A 13,763-nucleotide genomic window follows, 5' to 3' on the forward strand; every position below is an offset into this window, starting at 1 on the left:
ACTTTTTATGGTTTTGACTGGAATGTCTTATTGCGAATTAACGGCCATACCAGCAGGGGGACGCCGATCAGCGACGCCACCAACCCGACCGGCAGCTGGCGCGGGTAGAGCGCATTGCGCCCCAGCCAGTCGGCAACGGTCATGATGGCGGATGACAACAGCGCGGCAGTATAGAGCTGCATCAGCGGCCCTTTCGCGCCCATCTTGCGCGCCAGATGCGGCCCCAGCAGGCCGATGAAAGACACAGGGCCGACCAGCAACGTCGCCAGCCCGGTCATGACTGCCGCCATCGCCAACACGCTGAAACGTGCGCGCGGCAGTGGCACCCCGAGCGCGCCGGCGACGTTGCCCATCGGCAACAGCACCAACCAGCGGCGGAACAGCGGCATCAGCGCCAGGAGAACCAGCGTGATGACAAACACACCTTGGGCCAACGACGCGCCGACGTAATAGGTACTGCCCGTCATCAGCGGCAACAACACCGCACTTGCGGCAAGATTGTTGAGCATCACGATGCTGACCGCGGCCTGGCATAGTGCATTCAGCGCCAAACCATTGAGCAATACCCGCTGCGGATTAAAGTCGCTTCGACGGCTGTTCCACAACGTCAGCAACAGGCTTATCAGCGCGCCCCCCAGGCTACTCGCCAACAGCCAGCCACTGCCGCCAGCGGGAAGCAAAAACACGAAGGCCGTAACCCCCATGGCCGCGCCACCGCCGATACCCAGCACTTCCGGGCTGGCGAGCGGGTTCCCGCTCACCCGCTGCATCAACACGCCGGCCCCCGCCAGCAGCGCACCGGCGCTCACCGCCGCCAGCAGTCGTGGCAATCGCAATGGCAGCAGGTTCGCCAGCTCCCCTCTTTCCGCCCAGTGCCAATGCTGCAATCCATGGCCGAAACATAAGGAGACCACGACCCCCGCAGCCAGAATGCCGGCCGACAACCAGATGAACCGTCGTTGATGCGAGGTCTGCGACACCGGCAACGGCGGTGCAAGATCGATGCTTTGCTGCCGTGCAAAACGCGCCAGCAGCATCAGCAACGGGCCGCCGGTAAGGGCGGTCAGCATGCCGACGGGCAGCAGCTGACCGCTCTCCAACGACACGCGAGAGACGCAAAGATCGGTCAGCCACAGCAGGCCCGCACCGATGAGCGCCGTATGCAGCACCATTTGCCGGGATGTTCGCGCGCCGCCAAAGCGCGCCAGGTGGGGCGCTGCGAGCCCCAAAAACCCGATGACGCCGACGGCGTTAATGATGAGTGCGCTCATGGTCAGCGCCAGCAGCACCGCGGCGGCGCGGATGCGCACCGGCGATGCACCGAGGCTGCTGACCACGGTTTCCGGCAGTTGCAGCAGTTCAAGCGGGCGCAGCAAGAACAACAGGCCCACTACGCAGACGGCGAGCCACGGCAACATCCGCAGCAGAATTTGCCCGTTTTCCACCGCCAGCGAACCGCCTCCCCACATCAGTACCTGAAGTAAAAAGCGATCGTTGATAATGGCGATCAGCAAAGTCAGTGCCCCGCACCACAAATTGATCATGATGCCCGCCTGCACCATCGCCAGCGGCGACATGCGCTGACGCCAGCTGAGCGCCAGCACGCACGCGAGCGCCGCAATCTCACCGACAATCACCACGGCGGTGCGCGCGCCGACCAGCAGCGACGGCAGCCACAACGATGCCAGCCCCATCGCCAACGTCGCTCCGGCGGTCATGCCGAGCGTCATCGGCTCCGCCAAGGGATTGCGCAGCGCACGCTGCATTAACCAGCCGCACAGCCCCAGCGTAGCGCCCCCCACCATCGCCATACCCTGACGCGGCAACCACATGCTATGCAGGATAATGGCCGCCGGATCGAGATTATGCTCGGAGAACAACGCGACAATGCCGCCCTGCCGATGAATATCGGTCAGCGCCAACGGCAACGACGTCAGCCACAACGCGGCGATTACCCCCCAGGAAAGGCGGCGGGAAAAAGATTCATGCATCACGCCACCTCATCATCATCGCGGTAAAAATATCGGCAAAGCGCCCGGCGGTTATCAGGGCGCCGGCATCGCTGATGTTTTCTTCTATCAGGTTCAGGTTGTGCGCTGCGGTCAGCGGCAGACGTTGCCACAGCGGGCTTTGGCGCCATTGAGACACCGACTCCCGCTGATCGTCAGGCGTCAACAGCATCAGCCGCGCATTCAGATCGGCAATGCGGGTCAGCTCCACCAACACGCTGCCTTCCGCTCCCGCGCCGCCATGCCATCCGTTGCGCAGCCCGCAGGCGGCCAATACGTCGCCGGGAAGACTGCCTGCGGTGTAGACCCGCAGGTGCAGCGCATCTACCGGGGCGGCGAGTAGCGCCGGACGTTCAACCTGCCGCGCCAGCAGCGAGGCGCGGCTCAGCTTGCCGTTCAGGCTGGCCAATATCTGCGCGGCCTGAGGCTGCCGCTGAAGCCGTTCGCCCAATTGCCGGGCGGCGATGATGAGTTCCGCCAGCCCATGAGCCGGCAGCGCGATCGTCGGCGCGATACGTTCAAGCGCCGGCTTCAACAACGCATGCTGCGGCGTGATGACAATCGCGTCCGGCCGCAGTGCGTACAGCGTTTCCAGATTGGGCTGAAACAGCAGGCCGAGATCCAACGCCGACGCAGGCAGCGCAGGCGTCGGGATCAGCTTGCGATACCAATCCGGCGCCGAGACGCCCGCCGGAGTCACCCCCAGCGCCAACAGAATTTCCGTCAGTCCCCAATCCAACACGGCCAGCTTTTGCGGCGGCCGGCCGGCGTCAGCCCGCGCGTAAAGCGGGGCCAACAGGAGAGCGGTCAACAACCTGCGTCGCGACAGCATCGGTCACCACTTATAGCTGAGGGTCGCGATGTACTGGCGTTTCAGCGCATACTCGCAGCCATTGTTGGAGCAGGAAGCCAGATAGGTTTTGTTGCCGAGATTGGCGGCATTCAGCGCCAGCTGCCATTGGCGCCACTGATAGCCGACGCGCGCATCGTAGACCGTGGCCGCCGGCACCTTCAGGCTGTTGTCCGTGGTGGCGTAGCTGGTGCCGACATAGCGCACGCCGCCGCCCAGCGTCACACCGTCAAGCGCGCCGTCAAAGGCATACTGGCTCCAGAGCTTGGCGGTATTGCGCGCAATGCCCACCGGACGCTTGCCCTGCGTATCGTCGTTGGCACTCAGCACTTTCGGATCGGTCAGGTTGTACGATGCCAGCACCGACCACGCCGGCGTGATATTGATGCGGCCATCAAACTCAACTCCGCGCGAGCGCACTTCGCCGGTCTGCACGCTGAAGTTCGGGTGATCGGGATCGGCGGTCGCCACGTTGGTTTCCCGCAGGTCGTACAACGCCAGGGTAAACAAGGCATCCAGCCCGACCGGATCGTATTTCAACCCCACTTCCGTCTGCTTGCCTTCGGTCGGTTTAAAGGCGTGGCCGTAAAAGTCATTGCTGCTGCTCGGCACAAACGAAGTGGAATAGCTGATGTAAGGCGCCAATCCGTTATCGAAGTGGTACAGCAGTCCGGCGCGCCCGGTCGTTGCATAGTCATTGCGCTCGGTACGAGCGTCGTTCAGCAGATCGATACTTTTGGTTTTCGCCGCGTCGTAACGGCCGGCCAGGTTCAGGATCCAGCTCCCCAGTTCGAGTTGGTCCTGGAGATAGAGCCCGGTTTGATCGAGCGTATTGTGCGTACTGCTATCGAGCGGCGGTATGGCCACCGGCACGCTATAGTCCGGGTTGAGGAAGTTAATCGGGCTGGCGTCGCCGTAGCCCGACTGGCTGCGCACCGAGGTATGCATCCGGTCGATCCCGGTCAGCAGCGTATGTTTCACCCGACCGGTATCAAAGTGGAATTCAGCTTGGTTATCCACCGCGAAGTTGGTCATGCTCTCCTTCAGGTTCATCGAATAGCGATCGATGAGCGGCGCATCCGCATGCACACCCCATGGATAGACCATCAGATAGTCGCCGGTGCTGCTGAGGTAACGCAGATTCTGGCGGAAAGTCACCGTATCGTTGAAATCGTGCCGTAACTGGTAACCGATGCTGCCCTGCTGGCGTTCGTACTTGTCGAAGCCCGGTTGGCCGCCGTAAAAACGGGTCGAGATGTGGCCGTACGGGTTGGGCGTCAAGGTGCCGGAAAGCGGCATCTGGTTGTAGAATCCGCTGTCCGGATCTTTGCGCAGCTGCGAAATAATCGTCAGGCTGGTGTGCGCATCCGGCTGCCACGTCAGCGACGGCGCGATGTCATAATGCTGATAGCGGGTATGATCGACCTGGGTTTCGGTATCAAAAAAGGTCCCCGCCACACGCCCCAACAGCGTGCCGTTATCGTTCAGCGGCCCGGTGGCGTCTACGCCGGCGCCAAACTGGTTTTCGTTGCCCGCGCTGACATACACCTCACCGGACGGGGTCGCCTGCGGCGTTTTGCTGACCAGGTTGACGATCCCGCCGGGATTCGCCTGGCCATACAGTACCGAGGAAGGGCCTTTGACCACTTCGATGCGCGACAGCAGGAACGGATCCCACGCCGGACGGCTCCACCACGCTTCGCGCGGCAGCCGCAGGCCATCAAGGTATTCGTCGGCTTCAAAACCGCGCACGATGATGGTGTCGAAACGGGTATCCGGTCCGGCGCTCTCCGAGTTGACGCCGGAAACATAGCGCAGCGCCTGCGGGACGTTTTTCGCCGCTTGCGCTTCAATCTCTGCTTGCGTCACCACAGAGATGCTCTGTGAAGTGCGGCTAATCGGCTGGTTTGACTTCGTCGCGGAGGCGGCGCCGTGCGCCACCAGCGTGCTCTCGTCATCCTGATCCTGAGACGCCGCCGCGCTCACCACCAGCGTCTCTTCTTTTGTGGTATTCTGCCCGCCATCCGCGGTAAAGGCTTGCCCGCTATAGCCTGCGATTATCGTATATACCAGCACTTTCAACGGTTTTTCCCTGAAAAATTTGCCCATCTGTCTCTTCGCCTTTCCGACTGTTAGTAGAATTTGATGGAAATGATAATTATTCAACTTTAAAAGAGAAGCCCGTTCATGGCAGAATGGCGCTACCGACAGTCAGGATGTCGCCAGACGGACAAACGTTGTCCGTTATCGCAGCAATAGGCACAAATGGTGAGAACCGGACAGAGGCAGGTAAACATGACATCCCATCACGGTATTGAAGGCCTGCGTCAACTGCGCTACAGCCCCGGCAGCCAAGAGCCCGTCCATCAGCATGAGCAGGGGCAGCTGATTTTGCCGCTGCGCGGCGTGGCGAAAATCGCCACCGCGCAGCATATCTGGCTGCTCTCGCCGGGCCGCGCCATTTGGCTCCCCAGCGGCACACCGCACGGTTTGGAAGCCATCAATGACGTCGTGACGCACAACATCTATTTTACGCCGCCCTTTTCTCGTCGCTATGGCGCACGCCCCCAGGGGTTGAGCGCCACTCCCCTGCTACATCCCCTGATTGCCGCCGGGCTTGAAAACGCCATTTCCGCCGAACGGCTTACGCTCATTCAAAATCTGCTGAGCGATGAGTTTCAACGCATGCAGACAGGCCAACTGTGTCACGTGACCCTGCCGAGCGACCGGCGCCTGCGCCAGGTATGCGATGCTTTGTGCCGCGAATTGGGCCATGGCGAAACGCTCGCCTGGTGGGGGAAAAAGGTCGGCGCCAGCGAACGCACCCTGGCGAGGCTGTTTCGCGAAGAGACCGCGCTGAGCTTTTCCGAATGGCGCCAGCAAATTCGCCTGCTGGAGGCGGTATGCAATCTGGCGCGCGGCGTAGCCGTGGGTCAACTGGCCCACGAACTGGGTTACGCCAGCCCTAGCGCGTTCATCGCCATGTTTCGCAAAAAACTGGGCGTATCGCCGCAACGCTATATTCACAGCGCGCTGGAAGCGTGAAAGTCGGGCAAGCTTCAGATGACGGAATGCCAATATGGCGCGCGAATACACGCTGAAAATCAACGGCAGGCAGTGGATTGTCGTTCAGTGATTTGGCGCCAGGCCAGCGCTATCTGTGATGGGGATCGTTGAAAGGTTTATTCGTAAGTGATTGAATAGTGGCGGAGAGAGGGGGATTTGAACCCCCGGTAGAGTTGCCCCTACTCCAGTTTTCGAGACTGGTCCGTTCAGCCGCTCCGGCATCTCTCCTAACAACGCTTGCTATCATGCCCGCTTTTACGGCATTTTTACAGCATTAGCATACCGCTGAACGTTCAAGTGATGAGTTTACGAGCAACCTGATGATTAAATGGCCGTGGAAAGCGACTCAACCCTCTCAACCCCAGGCAGACACTCAGGCCCAGTGGCAGGACGCGTTGGCGATCCCGCTGCTCTCGCCGCTGAATGAGCAGGAGCAGCAGCGGCTGGTGGCCGTTGCCGGGCAGATCTTGCAGCAAAAGCGCATCGTGCCGCTGCAGGGGCTGCAGCTCACCTCGCAAATGCAGGCGCGCATCGCCCTGCTGTTCGCCCTGCCGGTGCTGGAACTCGGCGCGGAGTGCCTCGACGGCTTCAACGAAATTCTGCTCTATCCCACTCCGTTCGTGGTGGAAGACGAATGGCAGGACGAAATTGGCCTGGTGCACTCGGGGCCGGTAGTGCAGTCCGGCCAAAGCTGGGAACAGGGGCCGATCGTGCTCAACTGGCAAGACGTGCAGGACTCTTTCGATCTTTCCGGTTTCAATCTGGTGATCCACGAAGCGGTGCACAAACTGGATATGCGCAACGGCGGCGTCGCTACCGGCGTGCCGCCGATCCCGCTGCGCGAGGTGGCCGCCTGGGAGCACGATCTGCACGCCGCGATGGAAAGCCTGCAGGACGAGATAGACATGGTCGGTGAAGAGGCCGCCAGCATGGATGCCTACGCCGCCACCGATGCGGCCGAGTGCTTCGCCGTGCTGTCGGAGTATTTCTTCAGCGCCCCCGAGCTGCTGGCCGAACGCTTCCCGGCGCTGTATCAGCACTTTTGCCGCTTCTACCGCCAGGATCCGCTGGCGCGCCTGCTGCGCAGCCAGGCGGAGAACGACGCGCAATGGGCTGATTGATGGACGCATTGCTCAGATACCGAGCAGTCGCACCACTCAAGGCAATTTAGCGTTGACACACCCGGGGCCGCTGGATATCATGCGCCCCGTTCACACGATTCCTCTGTAGTTCAGTCGGTAGAACGGCGGACTGTTAATCCGTATGTCACTGGTTCGAGTCCAGTCAGAGGAGCCATATTTAGAGAAGCCCGCTTAAGGAAACTTAAGCGGGCTTTTTGCTATGGGGCATTTACAGCCCGCGCTTTTCCATCAGCAGCGCCAGATCGACCAACCGATTGGAGAACCCCCATTCGTTGTCATACCAGGCGAGCACTTTCACCAGGTTGCCGCCGATGACCAGCGTAGACAAACCATCGATAATCGATGAACGCGCGTCGCCCCGATAGTCGCTCGACACCAGCGGTTCATCGCTGTACCCCAAAATTCCTTTCAGCGGGCCGGACGCCGCCGCCGCGCGGAAAGCGGCGTTGATTTCCTCCACCGTCGCCGGGCGTTTCAGCGTCACCGTCAGATCGACGATCGAGACGACCGGCACCGGCACCCGCAGCGAGTAACCGGTCAGGCGGCCGTCGAGATCCGGGATCACCTTGCCGAGCGCCTTGGCCGCGCCGCTGGAGTAAGGCACGATAGACTCTGCCGCCGCCCGCGCGCCGCGCAGATCTTTTTCCGGCTGATCGTGCAGCGCCTGGCTGTTGGTATAGGCGTGGGTGGTGTTCATCAGCCCGTATTCGATGCCGAAGGCCTGATGCAGCACCTGCGCGGCGGGTGCCAGCCCGTTGGTGGTGCAGCTGCCGTTGCTGACCACTTTATGCAGCGCCGGATCGTAGAGCTGGTCGTTAACCCCCATGACGATGGTGATGTCGTCGTTCTTGGCCGGCGCCGAGATAATCACCCGCTTGGCGCCGCCGTGCGTGATGTGCACTTCCGCCTTGGCTTTCTCGGTAAAGAAGCCCGTCGCTTCGATCACCACGTCCACGCCCACGCTGCTCCACGGGATCTCGGCGGGATCGCGCTGCGAAAACACCTGAATCGGCCGGCCGTCCAGCAGCAGCTGGTTGTCGCCGGCTTCCACCCTGGCCGCCAGCGTGCCGGAAAGCGTGTCGTATTTCAGCAGATGCGCCAGCGTCTTGCTGTCCGTCAGATCGTTGATCGCCACCACTTCAAAATCGCTGCGCCCCAGCGCCGCGCGCAGCACGTTGCGCCCGATCCTGCCGAAGCCGTTAATGCCTACTTTCACCATGATGCTCTCCTCGTTTTGGGCTTTGCCTCAAATCTAGCCCTGCCACGAGGCGGCGTAAATGACGTTTACCGATCAATTTACGCCAAATTGCGCGCGTGGAAGCGTTCGCGGTATTCGCTCGGGGTCAGCTGCAGTTTGCGCTCAAACACCCGCCGCAGGTTAAGGCCGTTGCCGAAACCGGTGGCCAGCGCGATCTGTTCGATGCCCTCCGCACTCTGCTCGAGGCGCTGCCTGGCGGTATGCAACCGCCCTTCTTCGACGAATTTGGCGGGAGAAATGCCCGTCTCGCGGGTGAACACCCGGGTAAAGTTGCGCGGGCTCATCGCCACGCGTTCGGCCAACCGATCGACGCTGAGATCGTCGGCGAGGTTTTCCAGGATCCAGGATTGCAGGTCGCGGATCGGGCCCGGCGATTTGGCCTGGTTGAGCGGGTAGCGGCTGAACTGCGCCTGCCCGCCGGGGCGGCGCAGAAACATCACCAGATCCTGCGCCACTTCGCGCGCCTGCACGAAGCCGTAGTCGTCCTCCACCAGCGCCAACGTCAGGTCGAAGCCGGAGCTGACGCCGCCGGAGGTCCAAATCGGACCGTCCTGCACGTAGATCGGGCCGTTCTCGACCTGCACCCGCGGGAAGCGCGCCTGCAGCGTTTCCGCCAGCCGCCAGTGAGTGGTCGCCCGCCGCCCGTCCAGCAATCCGGCCTCGGCCAGCAGCAGAGCCCCGCCGCAAACGGAAGCAATACGGCGCGCCTGCGGGGCCGCGCGGCGCAGCCAATCCGCCACCAGGGTGCCCTCTTCTTCGGTCGCCCCCTTGCCGGCAACAATGACGGTATCGCGCGGCAGGGCCGGATCGAGATCCGCCAGGCGATGGTCGGCCAACAGGCTCAGCCCGGACAGGCCGTGGACCACCCGATGGGATTGCGTGGTGGCGACCGCGATCTGATACAGCGGCGCCTCGGCAGGGCTCAAACGGTTAGCCTGCATCAGGATATCGGCGATGCCCGCCGCTTCGAACAGCATGCCCCCTTCAGGGACGATAATCAGGAATGTATGCATGGCGATAATAAGAAGAACGAGCAAAACAGGTCAGACAGCCACTGTATAAGAAAAGCCTCGCCGGTTCACCCTGCGGGCATAAAAAAGCCCGCAGGCAAGCGCCGACGGGCCAACAAAGCACTGCCCTCAAGCCTGCGGCAGGTTCACCCCGCCGGCGCGCGCCAACTGCGCCAGCAGCGCCGTTTGAAACGCCTCGTCGTGCACCGCCGCGTGGGGATCGAACCGTTGCTGATGGTGCCAATAGCCGCCGGACGCCAGGACCTGCGGCTCATCGCTGGTCACCAACCACGCCTGCGTCACATGCCCCAGCGCCAGATCGTCGGGCGCATCCGCGCCGCCCATTTTGGTCGGCACCCAGCCGGGATCGACCGCGCTGCTGATCACGTCAGGCCACAGGCGCGCCACGGCGGCGGCCAGCGCGGTGACGAACAGCTTGCTGTCCGAATAGGAGCCCGCAGCGCCGCCGAGCCAGTCTACGCCGTTCAGTTCCGGCACGCCGTCAAAGTGCATGCTGCTGCTCAGGTAGACGATACGCTTGGGGCGTTCGATCAGGGCCGTCAGCAGGTAAGGCGCAATCACGTTCACCGGCATCACCTGCGGCCCGGTAAACATACCGGCGTTGTGGATCACCGCGTCCGGGCGGCCGAGGCGATTGACCTGCTCGGCAAGCTGCCGGATCTGCTGCACATCGGACAGATCGCCGATCGCCGCCTGCGCACCGCGATCCAGCAGATCGCGCACCGCGTCCAAACGGCCGGGCTCACGCGCATGCAAAATCACCTGATGCCCTTCGTCCAACAGCGTTTGCGCGGCGGCGCGGCCCAGCCCGTCTACCGAACCGGTAATGAAAATGCGTGACATGTCACTCCTCCGTTTAGCGCCAGCCGAGCGCCGGCGCGACATGGGTTAAAATCGATTCGATCACGTGGGCGTTGTAATCCACGCCCAGCTGGTTAGGCACGGTCAGCAGCAGCGTATCCGCTTCGGCGATGGCCTCGTCCTGCGCCAGCTGCTCGATCAACACGTCCGGCTCGGCGGCATAGCTGCGGCCGAAGATCGCCCGGGTCTGCGCGTCGATATATCCGAGCTGATCGCCCTCCTTGCCACCGCCGCCGAAGTAGTTGCGATCCCGCTGATCCACCAGCGCGAAGATGCTGCGGCTCACGGAAACCCGCGGCTCATGCGCGTGGCCGGCCTCTTGCCAGGCGGCGCGGTAGGCGCGGATCTGCTTGGCCTGCTGGATGTGGAAGGGTTCGCCGGTCTCGTCGTTCTTGAGCGTCGAGCTTTGCAGGTGCATACCCAGCTTCGCCGCCCAGACGGCGGTGGCGTTCGAACCGGCGCCCCACCAGATGCGATCGCGCAGCCCGGCGGAAAACGGCTCCGGCCGCAGCAGCCCGGGCGGATTCGGGAACATCGGCTGTGGATTGGGCTCGGCGAACCCTTCGCCGCGCAGCGCTTCCAGGAACACTTCGGTATGGCGGCGGGCCATGTCCGCGTCGCTCTCGCCATCGGCCGGGGCATAGCCGAAATAGCGCCAGCCGTCGATCACCTGCTCCGGCGAGCCGCGGCTGATGCCGAGCTGCAGCCGCCCGCCGGCGATCAGATCCGCCGCGCCGGCGTCTTCCACCATGTACAGCGGATTTTCATAACGCATGTCGATCACGCCGGTGCCGATCTCGATGCGTTGGGTTTTGGCGCCGATGGCGGCCAGCAGCGGGAACGGCGACCCCAGCTGGCGTGCAAAGTGGTGTACGCGAAAATAGGCGCCGTCCGCCCCCAGATCTTCGGCGGCAACCGCCAGATCGATGGACTGCAGCAGCGCATCCGCTGCGGAACGGGTGCCGGACTGGGCGGAAGGCGACCAGTGGCCAAACGAGAGAAAACCAATCTTTTTCATCGGGAATCGTCCTCAAAGGCAAAATCATCGGCCTACAGTGACAAAAATCGCGCGCTCTGCGCCAGCAAAATCGCCCCCGATCGCACTAAACGAACCGATTGCCGCTGCGCCGCCCGGCGATTGTAATCAAAAAACAAATGTCGTATAACAAGCAGCTCCGAGGGGTGTCCTGTTACGGGCTGAGATGGCGCAAGCCGAACCCTTTGAACCTGATCTGGGTCATGCCAGCGAAGGGACGGTTAGGCAACAACGCTCTCACCCGTTGCCTGTTCATACCCCAGCGTGCCCGGATCTCCACTGACTCAAGGAGGTCCCATGTCCATCACCACCCTGTTCGAAAGCGGTCTTTACGGCCGGCTGCGCCAACAAGCCGGCAGCCACTGGCAGGACTACGTCGATCACCCGTTTCTGCAGCAGCTGGCCGCCGGCACCTTGCCCGAACGCGCTTTTCGCCGCTACCTGACCCAGGACTACCTGTTCCTGCTGCACTTCGCCCGCGCCTACGCGCTGCTGGTCAGCAAGCTGCGCACCCTGCCGGAGATGCGCGCCGCCACGGCGTCGCTCAACGGCATCGTCGCCGAACTGCCGCTGCACGTCGCCTACTGCGCCGAATGGGGGCTGAGCGAAGCGCAAATCGCCGCCCAGCCGGAAGCGGCGGAGACCATGAACTACACCCGTTACGTGCTGGATATCGGCCATGCCGGCGACGCCCTCGATCTGCTGGCCGGCCTGCTGCCCTGCGTGGCCGGCTATGCCGAAATCGGCCTGCGGCTGCTGCACGACCCCGCCACCAAAATGGAGGGCAATCCTTACGCCTCCTGGATCCGCAACTACGGTGACGAGGGCTATCTGGCCGGCGTGCGCGCTGCCATCGAGCTGCTCGAGACCGTCGGCCACCAGCGCGGCGCACCAGGTCGCCTCACCGAGCTGGCGCAGATTTTTACCACCGCCACCCAGTTGGAATCGGCATTTTGGCAGATGGGGCTGAACGCCTCATGACCTCCCCGCTTCTCCCGCCCGGCATCCAGGTGCGGGATCTCAGCCTGCGTTTCGGTCAGCAAATCGTCTTCGACCGGCTGAGCTTCGACATCGTCGGCGGCAGCTTCGTCGCCCTGCTCGGCGCCAGCGGCGCCGGCAAAACCAGCCTGCTGAAGATCATCGCCGGCCTGGAACGGGCGACCTCGGGCACGGTGACCGGCAGCGACGGTTTGCCGATCGCCGGGCGCATCGCCTACATGGGGCAAAAAGACCTGCTCTACCCGTGGCTGACCGTCGAGGAGAACGTCGCCCTCGGCTCGCGGCTGCGCGGCGAAGTGACGGATCGAGCGTGGGTGGCGCATCTGCTGGAGCGCGTGGGCCTGGCCGCGCATGGCCGCAGCCTGCCCGCCGCGCTGTCCGGCGGCATGCGCCAGCGCGCCGCCATCGCCCGCACTCTCTACGAACGCCAGCCGATCGTGCTGATGGACGAACCCTTTTCCGCGCTGGACGCCATTACCCGCGCCGAGATCCAGAGCCTGGCCGCCGAACTGCTGGCGCAAAACACCGTGCTGCTGATCACCCACGATCCGATGGAGGCCTGCCGCCTGAGCCACCGGCTGCTGGTGCTGTCGCCCTGGCCGCTGGGCCTCGACGATACCCACCGCATCAGCGGGCAACCGCCGCGCGCGCCGGATGACGCCGACCTGCTGAAAAGCCAGGCCGAGCTGCTGCAACAGCTGGTGAGGGCCGCGCAATGAAGATTGCCAAAGAGCGTGGGCTTACCCGCCTGCGGCGTGGGCTGACGGTGTTTGCCGGCCTGCTGCTGCTGTGGTGGCTGGCGGCGCAAAGCGGCATTCCGGCCTTTCTGCTGCCCACGCCGAGCGCGGTGGCGCAGGCGCTGTGGGACGGGCGCGGCTACCTCGCCTGGCACACGCTGGTCACCGCTTCGGAGATCGTCAGCGGGCTGGCGCTGGGTGTGCTGCTCGGCGCGGCGCTGGCGCTGTGCATGATCTTCTCGCCGCGCCTGCAACGCTGGCTGATGCCGCTGGTGCTCACCAGCCAGGCGATACCGGTGTTCGCCCTGGCGCCGCTGCTGGTGCTGTGGTTCGGCTTCGGCATGAGCGCCAAGGTGGCGATGGCGGTGCTGGTGATTTTCTTCCCGGTGGTATCGGCCTTTTTCGACGGGCTGCGCCGGGTCAACAACGACTATCTCGATCTGGCGCGCACGATGCGCGCTTCGCGCTGGGCGCAGCTGCGGCACGTGCGGCTGATGGCGGCGCTGCCGGCCTTCGGCTCCGGCCTGCGCATGGCCGCCGCCGTCGCGCCGATCGGCGCCATCATCGGCGAATGGGTCGGCTCGGCCGAAGGGCTGGGCTACGTGATGCTGAACGCCAACGCGCGCATGCAGACCGACGTCTGCTTCGCCGCGCTGTTTATTTTGGTGCTGATGACCGTGCTGCTGTGGGCTGCGGTGGATGCGCTGCTGCGGCGCCTGATCGCCTGGGCGCCGGAAAACGACTGATGATTGCAACCATAACCAGGGATAAAGG

12 protein-coding genes, 2 tRNA genes and 1 riboswitch are annotated in these 13,763 nt (G+C 63.3%); of the genes, 6 read left to right on the forward strand and 8 right to left on the reverse strand.

Annotated features, from left to right (window positions below; genetic code table 11):
* Window positions 1–5: 5 nt before the first annotated feature.
* Genes fhuB through V8N38_RS16035 form a run of 3 tightly spaced genes read right to left on the reverse strand, consistent with a single transcriptional unit; the run spans window position 6 to window position 4,935 of the window.
* Window positions 6–1,991 carry a Fe(3+)-hydroxamate ABC transporter permease FhuB gene (fhuB, locus tag V8N38_RS16025; protein ID WP_147840151.1) on the reverse strand — a complete coding sequence of 662 codons (1,986 nt, stop codon included), beginning with the start codon at window positions 1,989–1,991 and terminating at the stop codon, window positions 6–8.
* Window positions 1,984–2,823, reverse strand: coding sequence for an iron-siderophore ABC transporter substrate-binding protein (locus V8N38_RS16030; protein WP_244951325.1), 840 nt, complete (start codon window positions 2,821–2,823; stop codon window positions 1,984–1,986). The genes fhuB and V8N38_RS16030 overlap by 8 nt, the downstream gene beginning before the upstream one ends.
* A 21-nt stretch (window positions 2,824–2,844) precedes the next feature.
* Window positions 2,845–4,935: a TonB-dependent siderophore receptor gene (locus V8N38_RS16035; protein ID WP_244951327.1), complete on the reverse strand. Its 2,091-nt coding sequence runs from the start codon at window positions 4,933–4,935 to the stop codon at window positions 2,845–2,847.
* Between the two features lie 219 nt (window positions 4,936–5,154).
* Here V8N38_RS16035 and V8N38_RS16040 point away from each other — a divergent pair, with 219 nt between their 5' ends.
* Window positions 5,155–5,904: an AraC family transcriptional regulator gene (locus tag V8N38_RS16040; RefSeq protein WP_049240784.1), complete on the forward strand. Its 750-nt coding sequence runs from the start codon at window positions 5,155–5,157 to the stop codon at window positions 5,902–5,904.
* 159 nt (window positions 5,905–6,063) lie between these two features.
* On the opposite strand, the gene V8N38_RS16045 is transcribed toward V8N38_RS16040, so the two are convergent.
* Window positions 6,064–6,153 (reverse strand) — tRNA-Ser (locus tag V8N38_RS16045).
* A gap of 92 nt (window positions 6,154–6,245) precedes the next feature.
* Between V8N38_RS16045 and mtfA the strand changes: the two genes are divergently transcribed.
* Window positions 6,246–7,046, forward strand: a complete 801-nt coding sequence (gene mtfA / locus V8N38_RS16050) for a DgsA anti-repressor MtfA (protein ID WP_038872331.1) — start codon at window positions 6,246–6,248, stop codon at window positions 7,044–7,046.
* A 99-nt stretch (window positions 7,047–7,145) separates the two neighbouring features.
* Window positions 7,146–7,221, forward strand: a tRNA-Asn gene (locus tag V8N38_RS16055).
* A gap of 54 nt (window positions 7,222–7,275) precedes the next feature.
* On the opposite strand, the gene gap is transcribed toward V8N38_RS16055, so the two are convergent.
* The 4 genes from gap to V8N38_RS16075 form a co-directional block, all read right to left on the reverse strand.
* Entirely contained in the window at window positions 7,276–8,286 is a 1,011-nt protein-coding gene (gene gap / locus V8N38_RS16060; RefSeq protein WP_049234371.1) for a type I glyceraldehyde-3-phosphate dehydrogenase, read from the reverse strand.
* Window positions 8,287–8,363: 77 nt separating this feature from the next.
* Complete coding sequence (locus tag V8N38_RS16065; RefSeq protein WP_147840148.1) at window positions 8,364–9,338, reverse strand: GlxA family transcriptional regulator; 975 nt, start codon at window positions 9,336–9,338, stop codon at window positions 8,364–8,366.
* Between the two features lie 126 nt (window positions 9,339–9,464).
* Window positions 9,465–10,199, reverse strand: a complete 735-nt coding sequence (locus tag V8N38_RS16070; RefSeq protein WP_142110161.1) for an SDR family NAD(P)-dependent oxidoreductase — start codon at window positions 10,197–10,199, stop codon at window positions 9,465–9,467.
* A gap of 13 nt (window positions 10,200–10,212) precedes the next feature.
* Window positions 10,213–11,235 (reverse strand): LLM class flavin-dependent oxidoreductase, encoded by a 1,023-nt coding sequence (locus tag V8N38_RS16075; RefSeq protein ID WP_055313476.1) that lies wholly within the window; start codon window positions 11,233–11,235, stop codon window positions 10,213–10,215.
* A gap of 150 nt (window positions 11,236–11,385) precedes the next feature.
* A riboswitch (TPP riboswitch) is annotated at window positions 11,386–11,488 on the forward strand.
* Between the two features lie 62 nt (window positions 11,489–11,550).
* Here V8N38_RS16075 and tenA point away from each other — a divergent pair.
* The 3 genes from tenA to V8N38_RS16090 are packed head-to-tail and all read left to right on the forward strand — an operon-like array spanning window position 11,551 to window position 13,735.
* Window positions 11,551–12,234 carry a thiaminase II gene (gene tenA, locus V8N38_RS16080; RefSeq protein ID WP_060439568.1) on the forward strand — a complete coding sequence of 228 codons (684 nt, stop codon included), beginning with the start codon at window positions 11,551–11,553 and terminating at the stop codon, window positions 12,232–12,234.
* Window positions 12,231–12,971 carry an ABC transporter ATP-binding protein gene (locus V8N38_RS16085; RefSeq protein ID WP_147840147.1) on the forward strand — a complete coding sequence of 247 codons (741 nt, stop codon included), beginning with the start codon at window positions 12,231–12,233 and terminating at the stop codon, window positions 12,969–12,971. The genes tenA and V8N38_RS16085 overlap by 4 nt, the downstream gene beginning before the upstream one ends.
* Complete coding sequence (locus V8N38_RS16090) at window positions 12,968–13,735, forward strand: ABC transporter permease (protein ID WP_060439565.1); 768 nt, start codon at window positions 12,968–12,970, stop codon at window positions 13,733–13,735. The genes V8N38_RS16085 and V8N38_RS16090 overlap by 4 nt, the downstream gene beginning before the upstream one ends.
* Window positions 13,736–13,763 lie beyond the last annotated feature (28 nt).

The sequence above is a fragment of the Serratia nevei genome, from assembly GCF_037948395.1.
Classification (GTDB): domain Bacteria; phylum Pseudomonadota; class Gammaproteobacteria; order Enterobacterales; family Enterobacteriaceae; genus Serratia; species Serratia nevei.